Source organism: Achromobacter pestifer (genome assembly GCF_902859625.1).
Taxonomy (GTDB): Bacteria; Pseudomonadota; Gammaproteobacteria; order Burkholderiales; family Burkholderiaceae_B; genus Achromobacter; species Achromobacter pestifer.
The window spans coordinates 643,431-667,475 of record NZ_CADIJX010000001.1; the positions used below are offsets into that span (position 1 = coordinate 643,431).

Sequence of the window (24,045 nt, forward strand, 5' to 3'; positions counted from 1 at the left end):
ACTTCCCGGTCTACAGGAGCTGATCATGGCAACAAGAACCATCTGGAAAGGGGCCATCTCCTTTGGCCTTGTCCATATCCCGGTTGGCCTGCATACCGCGACGACGGAATCCGGGGTTGATTTCGACTGGCTGGACAAGCGGTCCATGGACCCGGTCGGGTACAAGCGCATCAACAAGCGCACCGGCAAGGAAATCGACAAGGACAATATCGTCAAGGGCGTGGAGTATGAAGACGGCCAGTACGTCATCATTTCGCCCGAAGAAATCGCCGACGCCTATCCCCGCACCACGCAGACCATCGAAATCCAGCAGTTCGTGGATGCGGCCGATGTGTCTTTCGTCTACCTGGAACGGCCATACTACGTGGCCCCCATCAACAAGGGCCAGAAGGTCTACGCCTTGCTGCGCGATACCCTGGCCAAGACGGGCAAGATCGGCATCGCCAAGGTCGTGATTCAGACCAAGCAGCATCTGGCGGCGCTGATTCCGTCGGGCGACGCGCTGGTGCTGAACCTGATGCGGTGGGGCGACGACGTCAAGCCGCAAGACGAGCTGGACCTGCCCAAAGCGGGCGCCCGGGCCACGGCGCCCAGCGCCAGTGAATTGAAAATGGCGAAGATGCTGGTCGAAGACATGTCCGGCAAATGGGACCCCGCGCAATACAAGGACGAATTCAAGGCGGCGGTGATGGGCCTGGTGGCGAAGAAGGTGAAGGCCGGCAAGACCGAGACCGTGATTGAACCGCAAGAGGAAACGCCGGCCTATGCGGACAATGTGCTCGATCTGACCGAATTGCTGCAACGCAGCTTGAAGGGCTCCCGTAAAACGGCGCCGGCCGCCGCAAAAAAGGCCGCGCCCCGGAAAGCCGTAGCCAAGAAAGCCAGCCGATCCCGCAAGGCAGCGTGACATGGCTGATAGCCTGAAGGCCTATCGCAATAAGCGCGACTTCAACGTCACCCCCGAACCGGCGGACGGCGGCAGCGCCAACGACATGGCGCGCGCCTTCGTGATCCAGAAGCACTGGGCAAGCCGGCTGCACTATGATTTTCGGCTGGAACTGGACGGCGCGATGAAGAGCTGGGCGGTGCCCAAGGGCCCCAGTTACGACCCCGCCATCAAACGCATGGCCGTGCAGGTTGAAGACCACCCCATCGCCTACAACCAATTTGAGGGCCAGATTCCGAAGGGCCAGTATGGCGCCGGCAAGGTCATTATCTGGGACGAGGGCACGTGGACGCCCGTGGGCGACGCCCGCAAGGGCTATCGGGACGGGCACCTGAAATTCGATTTGCAGGGCACTAAGATGCGCGGCCGCTGGGCCCTGGTGCGCATGAAGGGCAAGGCATCCGACAAGCAGCCGCCCTGGCTTCTGATTAAAGACAAGGATGGATACGCGCGGCCCGACGACGAATTCAGCGTGGTGGACGCCATGCCTGACAGCGTCGTGCCCTTGCGTCATGCGCAAGCCCCAACACGCCGACAGGCCCCAGGCGCGAAACGAGACACCGCCGCATTGCCGGGCTTGGCGGCGACGCTGCCCGCAACGCTTAAACCCCAATTGGCCACGCTTGCGCAAGGCATGCCCTCCAGCCCGGAAGACTGGTTGTATGAATTGAAGTTCGACGGCTATCGGTTGCTGGCCCGGCTGGACGATGATCGGGTCACGCTTCACACCCGCAATGGACACGACTGGAGCGCGAAGCTGCCGCATCTGGTCGATGCCTTCGGGCAACTGCCCTCGAAATGCGCCTGGGTGGACGGCGAGGTCGTCGTGCTGGATGACCGTGGCGTGCCCGATTTCCAGGCGCTGCAAAATGCCTTCGACAGCGAGCGCACGGGTGGCATTGTGTTCTATGCCTTTGATCTGCCCTTCATCGGCGGCCGGGACTTGCGCCAAGAACCGCTACACGTCCGTCGGGCTTTGCTGACGCAACTGATGGACGCCGCCACGGACGACCATCTGCGATTCAGCGTCGCCTTCGACGAGGCACCCGCGAACCTGGTGGCGTCGGCGTGCAAGATGGGCTTGGAAGGCATCGTCGCCAAGCGTCAGTCCGCCCCTTACGTTTCGCGCCGCTCCGACACTTGGCTGAAGATCAAATGCGGCCAGCGCCAGGAGTTCGTCATCGTGGGCCATACCGCGCCGCAAGGCGGACGCGAAGGATTCGGCGCACTGCTGCTTGCCGTGAACGATGACAACGGCGTGTTGCGCTACGCAGGCAAGGTGGGCACGGGTTTCGACCGACAACGCCTGACCGCGCTAAAGGAAAAACTCGTCCGCATCGAAACCGATTCCCGGCCCGTGACGGGCGGGCAGGGCAGCGGCGTGCGTTGGGTGAAGCCCGAGCTGATCGCTGAAGTATCGTTTGGCGGGTGGACCCGCTCGGGCCATATCCGGCATGCCGTATTCCAGGGGTTGCGCGAAGATAAACCAGCCCGCGCGATCATGCGCGAAACCGCCATTCCCGTGCCCGCCAAGGCCACCCGCAAGACCGTCAAGCTGACGCATCCCGAGCGCGTCATTGATCCCTCGACAGGCCTGACCAAGCGGGATCTGGCGCGCTACTACAGCCTGATCGCGCCGTTGATGCAAGAACACTTGATCAACCGTCCGGTTTCCTTCTTGCGGGCGCCAGGCGGCATCGACGGGCACCTGTTCTTTCAGAAACATCTGGAGGCCACCATGCCCGGCGTCAAATCGTTGCCAGCCAAACTGGACCCTGGCCATTCGCCGCTGCTGGAAGTGCCATCCGCCGATGCCCTTTTATCGGCCGTGCAAATGAATGTGGTGGAGTTCCATACCTGGAACGCCGTGAAAACCGCAATCGGAAAACCCGACCGCATGGTGTTCGACCTGGACCCGGGCGATGGCGTGAAATGGCCAGCCGTGCGGCAGGCGGCGCAACTGGTACGGACGATGCTTGAAGAAATCGGCCTGGATGCCTGGTTGAAAACCAGTGGCGGCAAAGGTCTGCACGTGGTGGTGCCCCTGCGCAGGCAGTACGACTGGGACACGATCAAGGCATTCTCACAAGCAATCGTCATGCATTTGGCGACAACGCTGCCGCAAATCTTCGTATCCAAAAGCGGACCCCGAAACAGAGTTGGCAAGATCTTTGCGGATTATCTTCGCAATGGCTTCGGCGCCACCACGGTGGCCGCGTGGTCGGCAAGGGCACGGCCGGGGCTGGGCGTGTCGGTGCCGATCGCGTGGGAGGAATTGGCAAAGATCAGTGGCGGCGCGCACTGGGACATCACCAATATCCACACTCGACTGGATGCGGGAAACACCCCCTGGGCGGGTTATGCGCCGCAAGCGGCGGGTCGCGCCATGACCACACTGGGGTTTATCGGTAGGACGCAATAATTGAAAATCCTTGACACGATTATTGGGGTGCGGAGTATTCTCAAAAGGCTACAGATCCAAACTGCACTCATGTTTACCCTCCCGTTGAACGCAGCGGGGCGCCAGGATTAATTGCTTCGCTTGTCGGAGAGAAGCTCATGCGATGGGTATTACGGTATTGCTTTGACTGCTTGGCATTATTCGGTTGCATATCGGCCAGCTATACGCGGGTCACGCGACACGCGGGTAAACCGAATCAAATAATCGCGCAGATCCATCCCGCATACGCGGCTTCCGCCGCGCAATCGCCATAGCGTAAACGCCTAGGGCGAAGTCCTTCCGCCCCGTCGAGCACTGCCAAGCTAACCGGAGCCAGGGTATGCAACAGGAAAAACGTCCGACGTTCTCTCCGGTATCGCGGACACTGGCACTAGAGCCTCGCTTGCTCTTCGACGCGGCGGGTGCCGTGGCAGCCGATCAACAGCACACGGCCCAGGCCGATGCGTCCCATGCGGACGCGCCCCAAGCCGACGCGGGCGCGGCCAAGACCGTGCTGGTCATTGATGCGCGTGTCCAGGGCGCGCAAGCCCTGGCCGATAGCGCCACTCCAGGCACCAAAGTCGTCGTGGTGGACGCAGGCAAGGACGGCATTGCGGCGGTGCAAGCCGCGCTGGATGCCTTGGGCAAGGTGGATTCCATACAGATACTGGGCCACGGCACGCCGGGGCAGATGCTGTTGGGCAGCAGCGTCCTATCGGCGCAATCCGCCGACACGCTGCGCACGGCCGCCTGGGGTTCGCATCTGAGCGCCAATGCCGACATCCTGCTCTATGGCTGCGACACAGGCCAAGGAGAGGGCGGCCGTGCGCTGCTGGCCAACATGGCGGCACTGACTGGCGCCGACGTAGCCGCCTCGACCAATGACACCGGCAACACCTTGCAGGGTGGGGACTGGCAACTGGAGGCCGCGACGGGCCCTATAGAAAGCCGCCTGGCCATCAGCGCCGGGGCGCTGGCCGCCTATCAAGGGCTGCTGGCCAACGCCGATCCCACCCTGACGCTGAACGGGACGTCCGCCGATATCCTGTTGGGCAGCGATGCACTCATCCAGGCGACGGTGACCAACCCGTCCACGCAGGACGGCTACGCGCCCTTCATCGACGTGTTGTTGCCTACCACCGGGTACGACGGCGACGATGGCGTGACCTTCGTGTCGGCCAGTGCGCTGGGCATCAACCTGGTCAGCCACGTCGTCACCTTCGGGGCGGACGGCACGGCCTTGCATCCGATCGCGCGCGACTCTGCTGGCAATCCTCTGGTGATACGCGCGTCGGACTACGGTTATCGCGCCGGCGACCAGCTCGTGGTTCTGGAGCTTCCGTTCGCGGGGTTCGGCAAGGACCAGCCGGCGATCGTGGTGGATATCAAGCTGCACATGAGCGATCTGGCGGACGTGAACAAGGATCACATCGTCAGCCTGCGCAGCGGCTTCCAGTACGGCAACGATGCGCTGGACAACCCGCAGCAGGATCCTTCGATTCTGGAGGCAAGCTTTGACACCTATGCGTTGCGCTCCACGCCGCTGACGGTGACGCAATCGCTGGACATGGTGGAAGGCGAGACCGTCACGGGCGAGAATTTCCCCCACACGCTGACGGTGACAACCACCCCCGCGCCTGGGCAGACCCTTCAGAACGTCGTGCTGAACCAAACGCTGCCCGATACGATCCGCATACAGAGCATTACGCCCGATGCGGGTGGCGTCATCTCCCGCCTGGTGCTGGCCGACGGTACGCAGTTAACGTCGTCCTTCGAGATTGCCGCGGCGCTGGCCGCGTCGCCTTACGTCAAGGCCTATACGATTACCTACGCCAGTCTGTCGGCCCCGGCCGAGACACTGGTGAAGTTCTTCGTGCCGCAATCCGATGCTGGCGGCGTCGCGGTGCTGGACCCGGTCTCGGGCGATAACCGCACCATCACCCTGGGCAGGCCAACGGTGGCCGGCAGCTGGCATCCGCTGGATCCCCGCGATGTGCCGTCGCCGCTGCCACTGGTGCCGGTGGTGGATACCGGTGATCCGGCGGATTTCGTGGCCAAATCCATCACGCTGCACAAGAGCGCCGCCATCACGACGGACCAGGGTATTGCAGGCTTGTCGCCTGGCGATACGCTGGGCTTCCAGTACGACATCGCGCTGTCCGACTACTTTGCCTTCGGCAAGACCGTGCTGGGGCAGGGCCAACTGACCGTGACGGACATGCTGGGCAACGGCATGACGTTCGCGGGCACGCCCGTCATGACCTTCACGCAGAACGGCAACGTCTATACGGTGGCGCTGGTTTACACGCTGGGCGCCAAAGGGCCCGGCGGCACACCGATCACCTTCGATATCGCGGCTTCAGTACGCAACGCCGGGCTGCCCCTGGAAATCCTGGCGGGCGATATCGCCAGCGACGGCACGCGCCAGGCAGCCACCCGGGCCACGGTGTCCTACCTGGCAACCGTGGACCAGGCCTACCAGGGCAACTATCCGCAGGCCGAAATCAACGAAGGCGATTCGCTGGGCAATAGTGCGTTGCTGGAAGGCACCGTCATTGAGAACCGCGTGAACCTGGGCGGCAGTGAAAGCGACGGGTCGCAAGTCACCCTGACCATCCCGACGGGCGCCGTGGATATCGGGGTGTTCCAAGTCAATGGCAATGTCGTGTCCCCGTCCTATGAACTGAAGCCCGGCGACGTGGTGACGTTCCGTCTGCGCTACGACCTGCAAACGGGTGACTATGAAAACCTGAAGCTGACCGCGTACCTGCCGTTGCCCTTGTTTGACGCCAGCGGCGCCTGGTCAGCGGGCATTGGCGACCACAACTGGTCGTACGGCTTGGGCGACAGCCATCCCGGCACGGTGCAATCCGTGGCGGCCGGGGCGGGCGGTTCACTGGTGTTCGACTTTGGCGACTACGCAACGCAGGCCGATCCCACGGGCCAAAACCGCATTGAGGTGCTGTTCACGCTGCGCGTCAGCGATCAGCCTTTTGCAGACCAGCGTTCCATCACCGTGCTGGGGCAATCGACCCAGTTGACGACCATCGGACAGCAACAGCTGGTCAGCAATGACACCGTGCTGATCCAGTCGGTGGCGGAACCCGTGTTGTCGATCAAGCACGGGGTCGTGTCGTCCAGTGGCGGCACGGTGGAGGGCACGACAGGCACCTGGTCGGCAGCCGGCAGTGGCGGCGCGGCCTTCAGCGGCTCGGTCACGGACCTGGCCGCGCTTGAGGGCACGGTGACCGGCATGGACGCCGGCGACATCGTGCGGTTGGCGACGGGGATAGAGAACACCGGCGGCGGTGGGGCCTTCGATGTGGCCACGACGGTGCAATTGCCGCCAGGGCTGGACTTCCTGGGTGGCAGCCTGGCGGCGGCCAACCTTCGCATAGCACGCGGGGACGGCACGGTGTTGCAGCTGAATGTGGATTACACCATCAGCGGCAACGCGATCACGTTCCTGGACGCCGGCGGGCAGGCCTCGCTGTTGAGCGGCCGCGCGGGCACGCCCGCCGATCTGGCGGGCAGCAATCTGGTGGTCATCACGTACGACACCGTGGCCAGCGCCGCCGTCGCCGCCAGCCAGAACCTGCGCACCACGGCCGTGCTGACGCGCTACGCCAGCACGGACAACGGCACGGACTTTACGCCTACCGATTTGACCGATACGGCCGATGCGGTCGTCGCCGCGCCTACTGTTGAAAAGGTCTTTGGCGGCGGTAGCCTGGACGATGGCGATTCCAGCGCCACCCACACCAGCGGCAGCAACCTGGTCGTCGGCGAACGCATGGTCTACGACATTATCGTGACCTTGCCCGAAGGCCAGACGCAGAACCTGCGGTTGGATGATCTGATCCCCGCCGGCATGATGCTGGACACTTCGTTCGGCACGGGCGGCTATCTGCTGATCACCACTGCGGCGGGTAGCGGGGCCCTGAGCGCCGACTTTGCGGGCGTCGTGGCCGTGGCAAGCGTCGGCAGCATCGATGGCTCGGCGGTCGGCGACGGCACCGATGTGCGCATGACCTTCAGCGCCAGCTCCTCCAGCGCCAACAACAGCGCTGCCGACAATCGCTTTGTCATCCGCGTGGCGCTGGTGGCCGTGAATGCGCAATCGAACCAATCCGGCACACTGCTGGTCAACGACGCACGGCTGACCTATAGCGACCCGGACGGCGATACGCCCAACGGTACCGTTCCCGGCGACCGCAATGTGGCCACGCAAGGCGCGCTGCCGACCGTCACCATCGTGGAGCCGACACTGTCTGTCTCGCAGACGGCTGTCACCACCGGTTCGGGCGCAGGTGTCGACCGTGGCGATGTCCTGACCTACACGATCACCGTCAGCAACGGCACGGCGTCCACCGATGTCGATGCCTTCGACGTGACCCTGCACGACCAGTTGCCCATTGAACTGGGCAATGCGCAGATCATCGGTTTCACGCTGTATGGCGGCGCCACCATCACCGGCAGCGGCGACTTCGTCATCCAGAATGGCGAACTGCGCACGGCCGATGGCAGCAAGCTGGATATTCCCAAAGGCGCCGCCGTGGTGCTGCGGGTCACGGGCACGTTGAATGCGCTGACAGGCGCATCAGGCTCGGTCGACAATCAAGTGGAAGTGCAGTGGACCAGTTTGAACGGCGCGGCCGCGGGCGAACGCAGCGGCACCGATGGCGTGCTGGCCGGCGGCAGCCTGAATGACTATCAAGTCCGCAATACGTTGTCTGAACGGGTGGCGGCGGGTGCCACCATCAGCCACGTCGGCGGCTTGACGGACACGGCGGGCGGAACACCGTCCACGGCCGATCCCCAGGATGTGGCCGTCGGTGAAATCATCCATTACCGGGTGGCGTTCGTGGTGCCCGAGGGCACCGACCCTGCCGCGGCGATTCGCGTATTGCTGCCGCAAGGCCTGACGTTCATGAACGACGGTTCGGCCACACTGGCCTTCATCGCCGATCGCGTGGACGGCATCGCGGGGTTGCAGTCGACATTAGGGGGCTTGATCCTCTCGGGCAATGCAGCCATCACAGGCGGCATCACGGACGAAAGCCAGACCTTGCTGCAAGCGGACCTGTCTGGGCAGAACGCCACGGGAGTCATCAATCAGGCCAACATCAATACCAGTGATCCGCGTGCCGTCCTGCTGCAATTGGGGTCGTTGGTCAACGCCAACAATGACGCCGACTTCGAGGTCGTCTACTTTGAATTCAATGTGCGGGTGGACAACGCCGCCGGCGTGGCGGCAGGCCAGCAATTGGGCGTCAAGGCCGACTTCCTGAGCGGCACCGACGTCCGCACCAGCACCGACACCGCCGTGGAACACGTGGTAGAGCCTCGCATTGATAATCTGGACAAGTCCGTGACGGCGTTCGACCCCGGGGCCGGCGGCGCCACGGGACAAGCCACCTATACCGTCACCTTCGGCAATACCGGCAACGCGGCGGCGTATGACGTGTCGCTGACCGACACCTTGCCCTCAGGTGGCGCGAATCTGGTGGTGCAGGGGCTTACCATCGACGGCGTGCTGTACGCGCCGGGCGCGTATCCCCCGGGTGTCGCCGTGTCTGTCGTGGGCGACACCGTGAGTGTCACGTTCGACCGGCTGGCCGCCGGGCAAACGGTCAGCCTGAGCTATTCAGCTGACCTGCCCAACAGCGTGTTGTTGGCCGACACGCAAGCCAGCCTGACCTACACCAGCTTGCCCGACACCTTCCAGAGTTTCGCGGGAACCAGCGTTGGCGCGGCCGGCACCGTCGGTGGTGAACGGACGGGCGCGGGCGCCGCGCCCAACACCTATCTGGATAGCGATGCCGCAGGCGTCAGCCTGATCAGCGGCGGCCTGTGGAACGATACCGACAGCGCCACCAGCAGCGCCACGCCGGATGGGCCCGGACTGCAAGGCCAGGACGTCACGCTGACGTGGGGCGGGGCGGACAATGACCTGGCCACCACGACAGACAACCGCAGCTGGACAGTCAGCACGGACGCCAATGGCTATTACCATTTCGGCGTCCTGGGCGCGGGCGTGTTCCGCATCGACGTGGCGCCCGGCATCACGCTGGCCCAGCCCGTGGGGCAATTGGCTGCGCGCGTCGACAGCGACGGCGCGACGCCGCTGGCGCAAGTCGCCGTGCAGTTCGGCGACTTGGGCACCAGCGCGGCGGGCAACGTCGGCTACGTGGAACGCAATGACGCGCCGACCGTCCTGCCACCGGGCGCCCAGGCGCTGGACGAAGACACGACGCTACAGATCACCGGGCTACAGGTTGATGATCCGGACTCCGGAACGGGCCTGATCCAGGTAACGCTGAGCGTCGCGCACGGCGCACTGAACCTGACGCTGGGCGGCGCCACGGTGGTGGCAGGCGCGCTGAACAGCCGCACGATGACCTTGCAGGGATCGAAGGACGACCTGAATGCCGCCTTGGCCACGCTGGCCTACACGCCATTGGCGAACTACAACGGTGACGACACGCTGGCGATTCGCGTGGACGATCTGGGTCAGCGCGGTGATGCGGACGGCGACGGCATGCCATTTGAACCCAGCGAGGACAACCTGAGCGCCTTGGGTACCGTGGACATCACGGTGCGCGCGGTCAACGACGCGCCGCAGGGCGTGGATGACACCGCCACCGCCATCGAGGCCGGCGGCGTCGCCAATGGCTTGCCCGGGGTCGACCCGCGCGGCAATGTCCTGAACAACGATACCGACGTTGATATTCAGACCAATCAGGACGTATTGAACGTCACCGCGATCTCGCAGGGCGGCGCGTCGCAAGGGGTCACGCCCGGCAGCTCAGCATCGCTACAGGGTACCTATGGGACCTTGTTCATGGATGCCCTTGGCGGTTATCAGTATGTGCTGGACAACAACAACGTTGCCGTCCAGCAACTGCTGGCCAGTAGCGCACCGCTGATCGAGACCTTCGGCTATGCGCTGAAGGACAGTGCGGGCGTGACCTCTTCCGCCACGCTGACCATTACCATCCAGGGCGCCAACGACGCACCGGAGGCCCAGGGCGATACGGGCTCCGCGCTGGAGAAGGGCGGCACCGACAACGACACAGGCGGCAGCGCCGCGACGGGTGCGGTACTGCTGAACGACTCGGATGTGGACCTGGGCGATACCCGCTCGGTCACGTTGGTACGGCCGTTGCTGTCCACCGGAGCCGGGCCGCTGGTGAACGTGCCCGCAGCGTCCACGTCCGACAACGGCGGCGTATCAACGGGCCGCTACGGCACCCTGACGCTGGGCGCCGACGGCACCTACCGCTACGTGCTGGATGACGCCAACCCCCAAGTCCAGGCCTTGAATGCCGGCCAGACGCTGACCGAAGTATTCCAGTACGCGGTGACGGACGCGGGCGGCCTGAACGCCGTTGCCACCATCACGATCACCATCAACGGCGCCAATGACAATCCCGTGGCGCGCGACAATGTGGCGGACGGCTACACCGCCAAGGTGGACACCGCAACCGGCACCGTCACCGGAACCCCGCGCAACCCGCAAGGCAATGTGATCCTGGACGAACGCGACACGACGACGACCGGCGTGGTTGACAGCGACGTCGACAACGACATGTCGCAGGCGATCATCAGCCTGATCCGGCTGGATGGCGGCGCTGACCAAGTTGTGACCTCGGCAGGCGAACGCACCGTGGCGGGTCTGTACGGCACGCTGTTCATCAGCCAGTCGGGTGAATACCGCTACGAGATCGACAGCCTTAACCCGGCGCTGATCGCACTGGGTCCGAACGGCACCGCAACGGAAAATTTCGTCTATACCTTGCAGGATGCCAACGGCGGCCAGTCCGCTGCCAACCTGTCCATCGTCATCCACGGCGTCCAGGACAATCCGGTGGCCGGCGATATCACGGGCATCGCCATTGAACAGGGCGGTACCGGGAACAATCAACCTGGCCGCGACCCATCAGGCGACGTGACCATCAACGATGTCGACCCCGACGGCGATGCGCTGACGGTGACCGACGTGCGCACCGGCAGAGAGACCGCCAGCGGCAATGGCGGTCAAATCGGCACGCAGCTGGCGGGGTTGTATGGCCTTCTGACCTTGAATTCGGATGGCACCTACACCTATGCGCTGAACAACGACGACATCACCGTCCAGGCGCTGCGCACGGCGGGCAATACGCTGGTCGACTACTTCACCTATACCGTCAGTGATGGCGCCCGCACCGACACGGCTGAACTGCGCATCCGCATCCTGGGCCAGAACGACGCGCCGGTCGCAGCCAATGCAGAAGGCGCCGCGCTGGAGGCGGGCGGCATCGGAAACGCCAGCGGCGGGCAAGCGGCGTCCGGCAATGTGCTGCAAGACGCCACCGACGTGGACAGTGTCGCCTTTGGCGAAACCCTGGCCGTGACTGGCGCGCGGCTGGGGCCGAAAGGCGCGGGGCCGGTCGTGGATGCGGGCGGCGGCGTCATCACCGTCGCCGGTGCCTACGGCGTATTGACCTTGCGGCCAGACGGCAGCTATGGCTACGCGGTGAACAACGACAATCCGTTGGTCCAGGCGCTGGCGCCCGGCGAGACGCTGGTGGAGACGTTCAGCTTTCTGATCACCGACGCTGGAGGCCTGTCCGACGTTGGGGAATTGACCATCACCATCGGCGGCGCCAACGACGCACCGACCTCCGACGCGGAAACCGCCATCGCGGTGGAGAAGGGCGGAACCGCCAACGGCAGCGGCGGCACCGATCCCTCTGGCAACCTGCTGGATGCGGGCGACACCGATCCCGACAATGGCGACACCCTGCATATCAGCGGCTTTCGCACCGGCAAGCCCGCCGATGGCGGCACGCTGACTGCTGCCGGGACCGAACTGCTGGGCTTGTATGGCACCTTGCGGGTCAACGCCGACGGCAGCTACACCTACACCGTCAACAATGACCTGACGGCGGTGCAGCAACTGCGCCTGAGCACCGAAACCCTGCTGGACACCTTCACCTTCCGGGTATCAGACACCGGTGGCCTGTTCAGCGATTCGCAATTCACCGTCACGATCCGAGGCGCCGACGACGCCCCGGTGGCCCAGCCCGACAGGGGTTCCGCGGTCGAGGGCGGCGGCGTGAACAACCAGACCGGCGGCCAACCGGCCAGCGGCAATGTACTGACGAACGACACGGACGTGGATGCGGGTGACACCCGCCAGGTCAGCGCCGTCATCAACAGCAACGCGGCGGCGGGCACTGTCGGCGGCGACACGGCCGGCCTGTACGGCACCTTGCGGCTTGGCGCGGATGGTTCCTACACCTACGTCGTCAATGATGCGCTGGCGGCGGTCCAGCTGCTGCGGGCCGGGCAGTCATTGGACGACACCTTCACCTATACCGTCCAGGACGCGGCGGGCCTGACCCATACGGCAGTGCTGACGATCACCATCGCCGGCAGCTACGACACGCCCACGGCGCAGGACGATACCGGCGCCGCCACCGCAGGGTCCTCCACGTCTGCCGCCATCGACGCAACCGGCTTCGTGTTGCAGAACGACCAGGACGTGGACGGCGGCGACACCAAGACCGTCAACGGCATACGGGCGGGCACTGAAACGCCGGCGGCCCCGTTTGTCGGGGTGGGCGGCACGGTTCGCGTGAATGGCATCTATGGCTGGCTGGAAATCAGTCCGGACGGCCGCTACACCTATCATGCCGACCAGAACAATGAACAAGTTGCGGCCCTGGCGGCAGGCCAGACGCTGGTGGACTCGTTCACTTACCAGATGGTGGACGGCGGCGGGCTGACCGACCGGGCGCAACTGGATATCACCGTCATCGGCGTGAATGATGCGCCGGTGGCCTCGCCGATTGTCGGCATTGCCATTGAACAGGGCGATGTGCCCGGCAGGTCGGGCGGGCGTGACGCCAGCGGCGATCTCACACGCAATGATGTGGATGCGGAAGGCCGGCCGCTCACCATCGTCGACATCCGCACCGGGCTGGCGGGCGGCTCAGGGACCGCAGGCATCATCGGCGAGCCCTTGCAGGGCAAGTACGGCACCTTGCTGGTCATGGCCGATGGCACCTTCCTTTATAAATTGGACAACAGCCTGCCTGAAGTCCAGGCGCTGCGGACCCTGACCGACACGCTGATCGACACCTTCACCTACACCCTTGCCGACGACCAGGGCGCCCGTGACCAGGCCTCCATCGCCATTCTGATCCTGGGCCAGAACGACGCGCCCGTGGCACTGCCTGACCATGCGATCGCCATCGAGGCAGGCGGTCAGGCCAACGGCACGCCCGGCCTGGATCCGGCAGGCAACGTATTCGACAACGATAGCGACGTGGACGCGGGCGACACCCAGACCGTCACCGCCATCCGGATCGGCGATCTCACCGGCACGGGAGCCGATGGCGTGGTCGGGGGTGTCACCGTCGGCCTGTACGGCACCTTGACCCTGACCGCGGATGGCCGCTACCAGTACGTCATCGACAACAACAACGCACAGGTCCAGGCCTTGCGCACGGCAGGTGAAACGCTGACCGAGGTCTTCACCTATCGCCTGACGGACACGGCGGGCGCTTCGGTGCAAGCCACGCTGACCATCACGATTCAGGGCAAAGACGACGCCCCTGTCGCCCGCGATGACGCCGGCGGCGTCAACGACATCCAGGGCCCCCCCGTCACCCAGGGCAATGTGCTGACCAATGACAGCGACGTGGACGCCAACGAACAACTGACGGTGGTCGGCATCCGAACCGCTGGCGAAGACGGATCACCCGTCACCGCAGGGCAGGTGGGCCAGCGGCTGACCGGGCGCTATGGCTTCCTGACCCTGAACGCCGATGGCAGCTACACCTACGAGATCGACCTCTCCAATCCGGCGGTCGAAGCGGCAAGAGGCCAGGGGCCGCTGCTGCGCGACGTGTTCGTCTACACGGTCGGCGACCGCAGCGGGCAGACAGACAATGCGCAATTGGTCATCACGCTGGACATGGACGCCATCTACGTCGCCAGCGCCAATCCCCATGCGCTGTTCGACGATGCCGACCCGCGCGGCCTGCTCTCCAACCTGACGCTGGACCCGCAGGTGTACGTGACGCCTGCGGTGCGCGATGCCTTGCAGCTGCACCAATGGCTGGATGCCCTGGTGCGCGGTGAACGCCCGGGCATGGCGCTGCCGCCGGAGATTTCTCTGGAATCGCTGGCGGACAGGCTGGGGCAAGAGGATACGCTTGGGCTCACGGGCACGATCGAAGCGTTGCAGCGCTTGTCCCGCTACGAAGACGCGCGGATACAGGCACGCCACGGCGTGATCTCCCTGACCGCCGACGGCCTGCTGCGCGACGTATCCGTATTTGCCCGCAAGGAACTGGAAATTCATCGGCCGGCCAAAGCCCCCGCGAGTGACAAGGCGCCCGGGCAAAAAGAAGCGCCGCGCCAGGAACCGGCGGCCGCTGGTGGGGCAGGGCAAGGGCAGGCGGGCCAGGAATCGGCTGGGAACCCGCCGCGGACCACCGTCGCTTCCGGCTCATTCAGCGAACAGATCAATCGGCTTTCCCTGCGGCAGACGTACCCGGCCGCACCAACCACGCCGCAACGGTAAAGATGGAGCACGCGGGATGAAACTGAAGCGAAACCGGGCCCACGCGGGCGCAATTGCCACGATCGCGATCGTTGGGCTGACCGCCTGCTCAGCGCCCCAGACACCCCAAGCCTACAGCCGGGACGAAGTACGCCAGCGCGTCGAAGACGACCGCCGGATGATGTACGCCGATCAAGAGCCCGTCACCCGGCCGCTGACCTTCTACGACGCCGCCGCCCGTGCCCTGAAATACAACTTGGACTATCGCCTGAAGTTGATGGAAACCGCGTTGTCGCGGAATCTGGTCGACGTGACCCGCCACGAAATGCTGCCCAGGTTGATCGCGTCGGCAGGCTATACGGCGCGGTCCAATGATTCTGGCGGCACCTCGGTGGGGATCGACGATGGGGAAGTCAGCTTGCGCCCGTCCACCTCTGAGCAGCGCTACCACCGCCTGGCCGACCTGGAGATGACCTGGAGCACGCTGGATTTCTTCGTCGCCTACGAACGCACCCAGCAAAAGGCCGATCAGGTGCTGATGGCGGAGGAACGCCGCCGCAAGGTGGTGCAGAACGTGTTGCAGGACGTGCGCAATGCCTATTGGCGCGCATTGGGCGCGCAACGCCTGATCGCGGCGGTCGATACGCTGATGGTGCAGGTCCGTAGCGGCATCAAGTCGGCACAAGAGGCCGAATCGCGCGGCTTGCTGCCGCGTCAGCAGGCGCTGGCTTACCAGCGCGCCTTGCTGGACGCCGTGGGTCTGCTGTCCACCCGCCGCCAGGACTTGGAATTGGCGCGCGCGGAACTGGCCGCGCTGATGTCGCTGCCGCCTGGAACGGAATTTCAGGTGGCCGACAACGCCGAGGAGAAAATCCCCGAACCGTCGTTCAACATTCTGGCGCTGGAGCGGCTGGCGCTTGAGAACCGCCCCGAAATCATGGAGGAGTGGTATCGCAAGCGCGTCACGGACAACGACATCAAGATCGCCAAGGCCGAGCTCTGGCCCAGCATCAGCCTGACGCTGGGCGGCCATTACGATTCCAACGACTATCTGTACAACAACAGCTGGTCATCGGTGGGGCTGCGGATTTCGTGGAACCTGCTGAACATTCTTAAGGCGCCTGCCTTGCAGGCCGCAGGCGACAACCAGAGCAAGGTGGCGGACCTGCGCCGCATGGCGCTGTCGATGGCCGTGCTGACGCAGGTGCGCGTCGCGGCGCAGCGCTACTACCTGGCGCGCGAACAGCTGGACTTCGCTGATCAGAGCATGCAGGTGGACGGACGGCTACGCGACTATGCCAAGGCCAGCGCCAGCATATCCGCCGACTCCAAGCTGGAATATGTGCGCGCGGATGCCCGTTGGCTGCTGTCGCAATACCAGCGCTACGCTGCCTATTCCGATGCGCAGGCTGCCTGGGGCCGTCTGTACAACTCAGTGGGACTGGATGTGATGCCAGAAACCATCGCCAGCCACGACCTGACCACCTTGGCCAGCCAGATCGAACACACCATGCACGATTGGGAGCGTTCCGCCCTGCAATCGATGAGCGCCGCCAAATGACGGCAACATCGCGAGTTGTCTGCGGCGGCTTGACCGCCATGTTGCTGGCATCGGCCGCAGTGGCGCAAACGGTTGCGCCGCGGCCCGGGCCAAACGATCCGAATGCCATCCGCGTGTTGTTGAGCGCCAACCCGGAAAGCACGATTTCCGCACCGATGACCGGACGCCTGGAAAGCCTGGACGCGGCGCTTGGCCAAACGGTAGCCAAGGACGCCGCGCTGGTCCGGCTGGAGTGCGCCGAACCCAAGGCGCGATTGCGCATGGCAAACGCGGAACTGGCTGGCGCCCGGGAATCCCTCAAGGCCAAGGTCGGCTTGCGCAAGCTGGACGCGGCGGGCGACACCGAAGTCAACCTGGCGCGCGCCGCCACCGATAGAGCGGCCGCGGCCACGGCGCTGGCCCAGGCCCAGGTGGACTATTGCGTCGTGTCCGCGCCATATTCGGGGCGTATCGCCAAGGTGTATGTGCGGCCACATGAAAGCGTGGCGGCGGGCGCACCGCTGGTTGATCTGGTGGGTGACGGCCCCCTGAAAGTGCGCTTGAACATGCCGTCGCGGTATCTGCGAGACCTTAAGATCGGCACAGAATTCCAGATCGACGTCAGTGAGACCGGCAAGACCTATGGCGCCGCCATCTCGGCGATCAATGCCCGGGTGGATGCGGTGGCGCAGTCAATCGAACTTGAAGCCGAGGTGCGCGACCCCGCCGGAGAGCTGCTGCCGGGGATGAGCGGAATCGCCGATTTCCCGTTGTCTCATTGATACGATGCAAAATGATCTCTTGTTGTTGCTGCAACTGGCTGAAGTGGAGGGGCTGGCGCGGCAGGCCGACAGCGTTCAGCAGCTGAGCTTCCATATCGCCAATGACGCACATCCCTTGCTGGGATACCGGCAGGCTCTGGTCTATGCGGACGACGGGCACGACTGGACGCTGCTGAACATCTCGGCGCTGGTGTCGGTGGATGAGCAGTCACCCTACATCGTCTGGTTGGCCGAAGCGCGTGGATGGCTGCGCGATCGAACGGCCAACGGACAGGCTCAGTGGATCGAAGCGCCCGCCGAAGGCGAGGCCAGCCCCTTGATCCGGGACGGCTGGCGCGAGTGGTGGCCCCTGGGCGTCTGGGCGCTGCCCCTGAAGACGCGCGGCGGGGCACTGCTGGGCTGGGCCTTGTACCTGCTGGAACATCCTCCAACGCCAGCGCAAGCCACGGTGATGGGCCGCTTGTGCCAAACCTGGGCCTACAGCTGGGAACTTCTGGAACGCCGCCGCAAGCCCATGCGCCGTCCGTGGAAGCGGCGGCTGCGCTATCTGGTGGTGCTGGCGCTGCTGGCACTCTGCCTGCTGCCCATACGGCAAAGCGCCTTGGCGCCGGCCGAAGTCACGTCGTTGGATCTGCAAGTCATCAGCGCGCCGCTGGATGGCGTGGTGAAGACAGTGCATGTCAGTCCGAATCAGCCGGTGAAGTCAGGGCAGGCCTTGTTCTCGCTCGATGACACCACGCTGCGCAACCGCCTGGACGTGGCCACTCAAGCCGTGGCGGTGGCCGATGCCGAATTGATGGCAGCGCGTCAAACGGCATTTCGCAGCGATGAAAGCCGGGCAAGGTTGACCACGCTGCTGAGCCGGGCGGAAGAGCGCCGCGCCGAACTGGAATCCATCCGGTCTCAACTGCAACGACTGGACGTCATGGCCCCGCGCGATGGCATTGCCGTCTTCGCCGACGTGAACGATTGGCTGGGCAAGCCGGTGGTGACCGGTGAACGCATCATGCAACTGGCTGACCCGAACCAACCCGCGATGCTGATCCAGTTACCCGTGGCGGACGCCTTGTCGTTGGAAGTGGGTGCGCCGGTGACGTTGTTTCTGACCGTCAAGCCGCTGGATCCGCTGGCAGGGAAGATCATTGAAACCAGCTACCAATCCGCCTTGACGCCTGAAGGGGTACCCAGCTACCGGCTACGCGCCACCATCGACGCCAGCGATGCGCCCGACGCCCGCATCGGCCTGAAAGGAACCGCCCGGATCCAAGGCGGGCATTCGTTCCTGGGCTACGAGGCGATCCGCCGTCCACTCGCCGCGCTGCGCGCCTTTACCGGCCTATAAGGGCAGGGCGGCTGACCTCATGGATGATCCCCTCGCGCAACCGCTAGCCCCATTGCGGGAAGATCTGCGCCTGTTCGCCGGAGCGCCATATCCCGATGGCAGTCCCGCCTGGGTGATCGAGGATCCCGTGCGAAACCGCCATTTCCGCATTGGCTGGCTGGAATTTGAATGCCTGGCGCGCTGGCACTTGCTGCCCAATGCCATGCTGGACGAGATCCGCCGCCAGACGCCCTTGTGTCCCGAAGGCATGCAGGTGCTGCAATTCGCGGGATTCCTGCAACACAATCAACTCCTCAGGCCGCATCCGGGGCGTACCCAAACCATGGCCGCTTCCGCGCCAGGGCGCGAATGGCTGACGGCCCGCTGGTGGCTGCACCACTATCTGTTCTTCCGCATTCCGCTAGTGCGGCCCACCTGGTGGCTGCAACGCATCTATCCCTACCTGCGCTGGTTGTTCCACCCGGCCACCGCCTGGATCGTGTTGGCGCTGACGGCGCTGGGTCTGTTCCTGACGCTGCGCCAATGGGACACTTTCCGCCATACGCTCTTTGAATCAGTGTCCTGGGAAGGCGCATTGGGCTTCGCCTTTGCCCTGGTGGTGGCCAAGACCCTGCACGAGTTCGGCCACGCGCTGATGGCGACCCACATGGGCGTCCGGGTGGGGCACATGGGCGTCGCTTTCCTGGTGATGTGGCCCATGCTGTACACCGACACCAGCGAATCATGGCGGCTGGTGGACGCCCGCAAGCGCCTGATGATTGCCAGCGCGGGCATCATCACTGAACTGGTGATCGCGGGACTGGCGACATTGGGCTGGGCGCTGCTTCCAGCCGGCGTGCCGCGCCAGGCATGCTTTTACCTGGCAACGACCAGCTGGGTGCTGTCGCTGGCCTTGAACGCCAGCCCGTTCATGCGCTTTGACGGCTATTTCATCCTGTCGGATTGGCTGGACATGCCGAATCTGCACGAGCGTGCCAGCGCGCTCACCCGAACAGCGCTGCGGCGGCGCCTCTGGGGCTGGCAAGACGCCTGGCCGGAAGCGCTGCCGGCGCCCTTGCGCCGCCGCCTGATCGCCTTCGCCTGCGTGACCTGGCTCTATCGCCTGGTGGTTTACTTCGGCATCGCGCTAGCCGTGTATCACCTGTTCTTCAAAGCGTTGGGGATCTTCCTGTTCGCCGTGGAAATCCTCTATTTCATTGTCTTGCCTTGCTGGCGGGAGATCAGGATGTGGCTGCAACGCAGAAAGGACATCAAGCCGTCGCGCCGCTGGCTGATCCCGTTGGCGCTAGGGCTATTGCTGGCGTGGCTGGCCGTGCCTTGGCCCACCGCCGTGCGCGCGCCAGCCTTAGCGCGTAGCGCCACGCTCTGGACGGCCTATGCGCCGGCGCCAGCCCTGATCAAGCAAAGCCACCCGGCGGGCGAGGTCAAGGCCGGCACGCCATTGGTGGTGCTGGACCGGCCGGAACTCGCCAGCGATGCCCGTGCGGCACAGGCAGGCGTGGCGGGCCAGTCGGCGCGGCTGACCGGTTTGCTGGGGCAGAGCGCCGGATTGGATCAGCAAGCCGCCGCCGTGGAAGCGTTGGCCCACAGCCGCGCCACGGCGCGATCGGTCGCTGCCGAGCAAGGAAGACTGACCTTGATCGCCCCGATCGATGGGCTCTGGGTGGACACGCCGGCAGATCTGCGCCCGGGCTCCTGGATCGGTTCCAAGCAACCCTTGGGCCACCTTGTCGATCCCGCGCATTGGGTCGTTGATGCGTATGTTGGCGAAGCCGATATCCAACTGCTGCATGTCGGCGGCAATGGCTGCTTCTATCTGGAACAGGAACCCCTTCGCGTTTGCGGCGCGATACGCAACATCGCGCCCGCGCGGACCCAGCAAATCAACGCCCCCCTGCTGGCCACCACCCACGGCGGCCCGATACCCTCGGTGCAGAAGCAGGGGGCCTTGATGGCGGAAGACGCTTTGTACCGCGTGATGCTGACCCTGGACGCCCCCATGCCGGGCCTGATGGAATGGCGCGGCAAAGTCTATTTCGAGGGAGCCGCCCGCAGCCGCCTGCTGCATTGGTTCCGGTCGCTGGCAAGTCTTGCGGTGCGGGAGAGCGGATGGTAGGCACGGCAGACCCGGACGTCGCCAAGGGTAGAAAGCCGCGATGTTCTTCAGTATCCTGCTTGGCAGGAAAGACGCTGGACAATACACAATGAAAAAGAAAGTCAGCTTATTGACCGTCTTGATCGGCTTCGCCGTGTTGAGCGTGGCAATCGGTTTCTTCAATGCACTTTACGCGGGCTATCAAGTTCAGAAAGCGCAGGTCGTCAAGAATTCGCTTGAATCCAGCATGGCCTATGCGGAGAAGTTGGCTGAGTTCATCAATCTGTACATCGATGCGCTACATCGGCAGTTGAAGGACAGTGCGCATCACATCGCAACAACGGCGGACGCACCCACGGAATTGGCGCGCGTGGCGGCGCAGGCACAAGGCGTATCCGCCGTGCTGCTTGCGGATGCCAACGGGCTCATCACGGCGCGGACTGGCCCGGCGCTTGCGGCATTGTCGTCGGTGAACACGCTGAAGGCGCTTGGGCTGAACGAGAACCGCGCGGCCAACTTGCTGGCGCCGTGTTGCCAGCAAGACGGCCAACAGACCGCGTTGACGCTGGTCGAGCCGATTCCAGGCCCCAGCGGCACACATGCAGGCTTCATCGCAGGCGTCGTCATCCTGGAACGCGGCAGCCGGTTGGACAAGGTGATCGGAGAACATGCCTATGCCAACGGGACGAACGTGTACCTGGTCAACGTCGACGGCAACGTGCTGTATCGCCATGGCGCCGGCGGCCCGGACGCGGGTGTGCTGAATTTGGTCAAGGCGGATGTCTCCCCTACGTCCGGGCCGGGTTCGGCGCAGGTGCCGGATGCCTCGGGAGGCCTGCTGACGGGATACGCTCCCATAACGAAAGGCAAGTGGGCGGTGGTCATCCAACGGCCGCTTGATCACGCACTCTCGCCCTTGAAGACGCTGCTGGGCGAATCATTGCGGCTGTCCGTTCCCGCGGTAATGGTGGCATTGCTTCTGGTCTGCGGGCTGGCATACGCCATTGCGCGGCCGTTGGCCAAGCTCACCAAGGCCATGGAGTCCCCTGACTCGATCGACGCGCAAGGCCCGCAGGCCAGTCTTCTGAACACCTGGTATCTCGAAGCGGACAGGCTGCGCCATGCCTTGGTCGGCACCTTGGCGCAGCATCAGAACGAAGTCGGACGCTTGAATACACAGACCATGACCGACCCCATGACGGGCCTGCTGAACCGCCGCGCACTGGATCTGAGATTCGAGGACCTCGTGGCGGCAGGTGCTCCGTTCGCGGTGATTGCGCTGGACCTGGACCATTTCAAGCAAGTCAACGACGTGTTCGGCCATCCGGTGGGCGACAAGGTCTTGATTGCACTGGCGAAAATACTGAGCGACAGCGTGCGCCCGCAAGACAAGCCGTTCCGGGTCGGCGGCGAAGAATTCATCGTCGTCGTGCCTGCTTCGTCTTCCGACGACGCCATGCGCACCGCCGAGCGCCTGCGTGCCGAGGTGGCGCGGCACGACATGCCCGACGGGGTAGGGCATGCGACGGTATCGGTGGGCGTGGCGCTATGGCCACAACATGGAAAATCCACCAAAGTTGTTGTCAAATGCGCCGACCAGGCTCTCTACGCATCGAAGGAAGCTGGGCGCAACCGCGCCACGCTCTGGGCAAGAAGATTCCGATAAACAAAGACTGAACTACAGGGTGGCAATATGAACTATTCATTTGTCCTGGCAGGATCTGCGGTCGCTTTCTTCTTCCTCTTGCTGTTGGCCATTCGCTTTGGACGCTGGCTGGGCAGAAACGGCAACGCCGAAGACAGGGGCACGGCGGGTTCAGCCGCCATCGAGGCGTCCGTTTTTGCCTTGTTGGGCCTGTTGATCGCGTTCACCTTTTCGGGCGCCGCCCAGCGCATGGCCGACCGCCGGAATCTGCTGGTCACGGAGGTCAATGCGATCGGTACCGCGTGGCTGCGCATCGACCTGCTCAATGCCGAAGACCAGCCCCAATTGCGCGAACAGTTCCGGCGCTACGTGGACGAGCGAGTCAACTACTACAAGCATGTCGCCGACCTTGGGCAGCGCGACGCCATCGCCACGAAGGTGGGCAACATCCAGAATGAGATCTGGAAATCCTCCATTGCCGCAGGCAAGCACGCCGTACCGCCGTTTGCGGCGTCGTACATCGCCTCGGTCAACGACATGTTCGACGTTTCCACCGCACAAACCGTCGCGCAGAAGATCCACCCGCCGATCGTCACCTATCTATTCCTGGGATTTCTTGCCGTGGTCTGCGCCTGCCTGATCGGCTTTAATCTTGCCGGCGCCAAGCGCGACACCTTGTTCCACCAGATCATCTATGCGCTGGTCATGGCAGTGGCGCTATACATCATTGTCGATTTTGAATTCCCGCGGATCGGCGCAATACGCATCGACCAAAGCGATACCTTGCTGATGACTCAGCGCCAGGCCATGGGCGGTGTCGTGGCTGACGCCGTGAAGTAACGGATCAAACGCGCGGCAGACTGAAGGCCGGGGCCGCCGGCCAATGCGGGGCTGCGATCAGGTCTTGCCCAGCAGCCGGCTGATGGCTTGCGCTTCGCGGCGCACGGCCTGCGCCACGCGGCCGTCGGGTGACGGGTCGAATCCTCCCGTCGCACCCAATGCGGTCAACACCGCGCACGGCCGGTCTGCATAGTTATAGATCGGGGCGGAAACGGCACTGATGCCGCGCAAATTGGTATCGCGCACCACGGCGCAGCCCGCCGCCAGCACGGATTGCTGCAAGGCGCCGATCGGATCACGAGCATCCAGCAGTGCCCGCTGCTCTGGCGTGGCGGCTTCCAGTTCCGTCTGGGCAAGGGCGCGCACGGCGTTCTCGTCCAGCGTCGCCAGCAACACCTGGCCCGTCGCCGACCACAGCATCGACAGCACCGAGCCCACCCGCACGTTCACGGTCACGGGCAGTCCCGGTTCTTCAAAGCGGACGATGGTGGGGCCTTTGTTGCCCATCACGGCCACGAAACACGTGACTTCCAACTCTTCCCGCAGGCGGATCAGCGACGCTTCCGCCAGACGGATGGGATCCGCCTGCCGCATGGCCGCCAAGCCCAGCAACAAGGTTTCCAGGCCCAGAAAGTACTGCTGGGTCGTGGCGTCCTGGCCAACCAGCCCGCCTTCCATCAGGCTGACCAGGTAGCGGTGCACTTTGGCGGGGCTTTCGTCGATCTGCGTGGCGATCAGGCTTAATCCCGCGCGGCCGCCAAGATGGCCAAGGGCCTTCAGCACGGCCATGCTGGTTTCGGCGGCCTGGACGCGCTGGCGTCGTTCGCGGGTGCGTGTGGGTTCGGTGGCGGTCATTGC

General features: G+C 64.3%; 10 protein-coding genes. 9 read left to right on the forward strand and 1 reads right to left on the reverse strand.

The genetic code is table 11. The features are described from left to right. The first annotated feature begins 25 nt into the window (after nucleotides 1-25). The 9 genes from ku (at nucleotide 26) to HV753_RS02915 (ending at nucleotide 23,187) form a co-directional block, all read left to right on the forward strand. Nucleotides 26-907: a non-homologous end joining protein Ku gene (ku, locus tag HV753_RS02875; protein ID WP_175172905.1), complete on the forward strand. Its 882-nt coding sequence runs from the start codon at nucleotides 26-28 to the stop codon at nucleotides 905-907. 1 nt (nucleotide 908) lies between these two features. Next, nucleotides 909-3,368, forward strand: coding sequence for a DNA ligase D (ligD, locus tag HV753_RS02880; RefSeq protein WP_175172906.1), 2,460 nt, complete (start codon nucleotides 909-911; stop codon nucleotides 3,366-3,368). Between the two features lie 358 nt (nucleotides 3,369-3,726). Then, nucleotides 3,727-14,964, forward strand: coding sequence for a VCBS domain-containing protein (locus HV753_RS02885; RefSeq protein ID WP_175172907.1), 11,238 nt, complete (start codon nucleotides 3,727-3,729; stop codon nucleotides 14,962-14,964). A gap of 16 nt (nucleotides 14,965-14,980) precedes the next feature. After that, nucleotides 14,981-16,504 carry a TolC family protein gene (locus HV753_RS02890; protein WP_175172908.1) on the forward strand — a complete coding sequence of 508 codons (1,524 nt, stop codon included), beginning with the start codon at nucleotides 14,981-14,983 and terminating at the stop codon, nucleotides 16,502-16,504. Continuing rightward, on the forward strand, nucleotides 16,501-17,265 hold the full coding sequence (locus tag HV753_RS02895) for an efflux RND transporter periplasmic adaptor subunit (RefSeq protein WP_175172909.1): 765 nt from the start codon (nucleotides 16,501-16,503) through the stop codon (nucleotides 17,263-17,265). Before HV753_RS02890 ends, HV753_RS02895 begins: the two co-directional genes overlap by 4 nt. Nucleotides 17,266-17,269: 4 nt before the next feature. After that, the gene (locus HV753_RS02900) at nucleotides 17,270-18,607 is read left to right on the forward strand and encodes an efflux RND transporter periplasmic adaptor subunit (RefSeq protein WP_175172910.1); all 1,338 of its coding nucleotides are present in this window, start codon (nucleotides 17,270-17,272) and stop codon (nucleotides 18,605-18,607) included. A 19-nt stretch (nucleotides 18,608-18,626) separates the two neighbouring features. Beyond that, nucleotides 18,627-20,723 (forward strand): site-2 protease family protein, encoded by a 2,097-nt coding sequence (locus HV753_RS02905; protein WP_175172911.1) that lies wholly within the window; start codon nucleotides 18,627-18,629, stop codon nucleotides 20,721-20,723. Between the two features lie 88 nt (nucleotides 20,724-20,811). Beyond that, entirely contained in the window at nucleotides 20,812-22,368 is a 1,557-nt protein-coding gene (locus tag HV753_RS02910; protein ID WP_175172912.1) for a sensor domain-containing diguanylate cyclase, read from the forward strand. 27 nt (nucleotides 22,369-22,395) lie between these two features. Beyond that, on the forward strand, nucleotides 22,396-23,187 hold the full coding sequence (locus HV753_RS02915) for a bestrophin-like domain (protein WP_175172913.1): 792 nt from the start codon (nucleotides 22,396-22,398) through the stop codon (nucleotides 23,185-23,187). Nucleotides 23,188-23,244: 57 nt separating this feature from the next. Here HV753_RS02915 and HV753_RS02920 read toward each other — a convergent pair whose 3' ends face one another. After that, a complete protein-coding gene (locus HV753_RS02920) occupies nucleotides 23,245-24,042 on the reverse strand; it encodes an IclR family transcriptional regulator (protein ID WP_175172914.1) in 798 nt (265 codons plus the stop codon). Between the last annotated feature and the right edge of the window lie 3 nt (nucleotides 24,043-24,045).

Bases quoted from the DNA above. Each gene is read 5' to 3' on its own strand.
- HV753_RS02915 (WP_175172913.1), top strand. From the start codon at position 22,396: ATGAACTATTCATTTGTCCTGGCAGGATCTGCGGTCGCTTTCTTCTTC.
- ligD (WP_175172906.1), top strand. From the start codon at position 909: ATGGCTGATAGCCTGAAGGCCTATCGCAATAAGCGCGACTTCAACGTC.
- HV753_RS02900 (WP_175172910.1), top strand. From the start codon at position 17,270: ATGCAAAATGATCTCTTGTTGTTGCTGCAACTGGCTGAAGTGGAGGGG.
- HV753_RS02905 (WP_175172911.1), top strand. From the start codon at position 18,627: ATGGATGATCCCCTCGCGCAACCGCTAGCCCCATTGCGGGAAGATCTG.
- HV753_RS02890 (WP_175172908.1), top strand. From the start codon at position 14,981: ATGAAACTGAAGCGAAACCGGGCCCACGCGGGCGCAATTGCCACGATC.
- HV753_RS02895 (WP_175172909.1), top strand. From the start codon at position 16,501: ATGACGGCAACATCGCGAGTTGTCTGCGGCGGCTTGACCGCCATGTTG.
- ku (WP_175172905.1), top strand. From the start codon at position 26: ATGGCAACAAGAACCATCTGGAAAGGGGCCATCTCCTTTGGCCTTGTC.
- HV753_RS02885 (WP_175172907.1), top strand. From the start codon at position 3,727: ATGCAACAGGAAAAACGTCCGACGTTCTCTCCGGTATCGCGGACACTG.
- HV753_RS02920 (WP_175172914.1), bottom strand. From the start codon at position 24,042: ATGACCGCCACCGAACCCACACGCACCCGCGAACGACGCCAGCGCGTC.
- HV753_RS02910 (WP_175172912.1), top strand. From the start codon at position 20,812: ATGAAAAAGAAAGTCAGCTTATTGACCGTCTTGATCGGCTTCGCCGTG.